The organism is Bradyrhizobium sp. UFLA06-06 (assembly GCF_054820065.1).
Window position 1 is genome coordinate 1 of record NZ_JADFUD010000143.1, and the last position, 2,540, is coordinate 2,540.

Below are 2,540 nucleotides of genomic sequence, written 5' to 3' on the forward strand. Positions count from 1 at the left end.
ATGTGTATAAGAGACAGCAGCATCTTGGAGCGGCCATATCCCATATACGGGTTATAGGGGCTTTCCTCTGTGAATCTGTGATCCAGATGTGGGTTGCAGCCGATCGGCGAATTGGACGACATGACAATCGCGCGCCACACACCTATCTTTTGAGCTGCCGTAATTAGATTGATCGTGCCTTGCGTGTTGATCGCTTCAAACTGGGCAACGGTTTTGGGATGAATGACCCCCGCCATGTGGACCAATACAGCGCCCTCGGCACCGGCCACGAATGCGCGGACGGCTTCCATGTCCCGGATATCACCTGTCACGATTTCCAACCCCTGTTCACGCAGCTGCGACACGTCTTCTCCCGCAAGAACGAGCGCCCTTACCCGGAAGCCACCGGTTGCGAGAAGTCGTGCTTCCGGCAAACCTGTCGTCAGCGCCGCCGCGACGCGCCTGCCCAGCCATCCGGAGGCTCCTGTCAGAAGCACAAGGGGCACATTCAGGGTTACCGGGATTATCTTCTGCACATCAATACCCCTCTCAATTTCTGTCTCTTGCGGCTGACCGGGCGCGTTCTTGTGCAGAATGACAGAGCGCTGCTTCCGCAACCCGGAACGCTAGGGCCATTATAGTCATTTGGGGATTGACGCCTGGCGCTTCCGGAATGAGGCTGCCATCGGCGACAAAGAGGTTTTCGACGCCACGCACCCGTCCGTAACTGTCGACGGCGCAAGCATCCTGATGCTCGCCTGGCGGGCAGCTCGAAAACAGGTGTACCGTCATCAGGTTCGTCGCCCCTTTTGGCAGAGGCTTGTTCCAGAATTCATGCACCTGATCAGGGCTCGTCCACCCTTCATGGCCCGATATGCTCGGGAATACCTTGCGGGCGCCGGCCGCAAACATGGCTTGGCCAAGACGGGTGAGAACCTGGCTCAAAGCAATCCAGTCCTCAGGCGCGAGTTTGAAACTGACAAGCGGCTCGTTGAAGCCGGCAAGTGGTCGCACTGAGCCCACTCCGCGGGGCCGTATCATGCCGTAATATGAGCCGCAAGAACGCCAGTCCCGCATCAGATCGCCGCGATTGGTCCAGTCTTCCGCAAGCGAGAGGCCAAAGATTGCGGGCGTGAATACCGATCCACCGATGCGTTGTTCCGGCATAAATTCCGTAATCGCCGTCAGAGGAGGCCGCGACTGATGCGCATCGACAGGCTCGTTAAACAGCGCCGTTGCCTTGATTGTCGGGTGAAGGCGCAGCGTATTACCAATGCGTTTACGTAGGCCGGAGCCGCGCAAAAGCGCCGGGGTGTGAATTGCACCCGCGCAAACAAACACCATGCCGGCTTTGACGCGCACTTGCACGGCTCGTCCGCCGGCATCACTCGACCGGGCAAGGACCTCTGTGGCACGGCCTTTTTCAATTCGTATGTTGTCCACCCGCATTTGCGCCAGCAGCCGCATGCCGCAGTCCACTGCCTTTGGTAGAAGGGTCACCGCCATGGATTGCTTGGCGCTGTTCGGACAAACGTAAGAACACCGGTTGGCGCCTTTGCAGGCACGTTGTCCCCGTTTTAGCTCCGACACTTCCCAGCCGAGCGCTTCGCCCCCCTGGCGCAGAATGTCGGTGGCACGTCCGAGCGGACCGGGGGTCAGGCTTGCATTTACCGCCATCTCGGCGCGCTCGTAATATGGCGCCAGGTCATCTGGCGTAAAGTTCTCGATCCTGTTGAGCTTGCGCCATTGATCAATGAGATCGCTATCGGCTCGCTGGGTAATAGCGCTGTTGATTTCTGTTCCTCCCCCAACGCAGCGGCCTTCCGCATAGGTAATGGGGGGCCGGCCAATCGCGGCGGTTATTCCTCCGCTGCGCCAAGCTGCCGAAAATGCCTCCCTTGCGATAGGAGAAGCCGATGACGACGGAATATGCTTACCCTCTTCAAGCATGACTACAGACAAACCGGCAGCTGTCAGCACATCGGCCACGCTGGCACCGCCTGCACCGGAGCCGATAATCACCGCATCTGCTTCCAGTCGAAGTGCGTTGCTCGGATGAAAACTGCCCTTCATGTTCAAGCCTTTTGATTCCGTGCAGGCCGTACGGATAACAGCTTTGCTGCGACGGGCGCCTGCTCATAGAATGCAAGCAGCGTCATGGATCGATAAAGGCGCACGACCGAGCTGATGGGGCCGGGCGATCTCTGCAGAAGAGTGTAAAACCTGTCTGCTCGGAGCGCGCTTATCAACGGACCGCCTGCGCCGGCTGAAATCAAGAAGATGCAGAGGCTCAGAAAGATCGAAACGCTTCGAACCGCCAAGCGAATATGAAAGGGAGCGCCTGCAATGGCTCGAGTGACGCTTGGTACGACTTGAGTTAGAACGGCCGGCTTTTCTTCCCCGTCGAGTAATGGCCACGCAGGCATCAATGTTGCCACGATCACTCGATCGAAGACCATTTCAGTCTCCTCGAGCCAGAAAAATAATACCGGCCAAAACAAGACCCAGGCCAATCCATTTGTACAGATGGAACGGCTCTCCAACTGTCTCTTATACACATC

At 57.7% G+C, this 2,540-nt stretch carries 3 protein-coding genes; all 3 read right to left on the reverse strand.

What is annotated here, in order from left to right; translation table 11 throughout:
- Positions 1-515: NAD-dependent epimerase/dehydratase family protein (locus IF803_RS42330; RefSeq protein WP_461196141.1), on the reverse strand; the 515-nt coding region annotated here is incomplete at its 3' end.
- A gap of 13 nt (positions 516-528) precedes the next feature.
- Complete coding sequence (locus IF803_RS42335; RefSeq protein WP_461196143.1) at positions 529-2,052, reverse strand: GMC family oxidoreductase N-terminal domain-containing protein; 1,524 nt, start codon at positions 2,050-2,052, stop codon at positions 529-531.
- Positions 2,053-2,054: 2 nt separating this feature from the next.
- Positions 2,055-2,540: hypothetical protein (locus tag IF803_RS42340; protein WP_461196142.1), on the reverse strand; the 486-nt coding region annotated here is incomplete at its 5' end.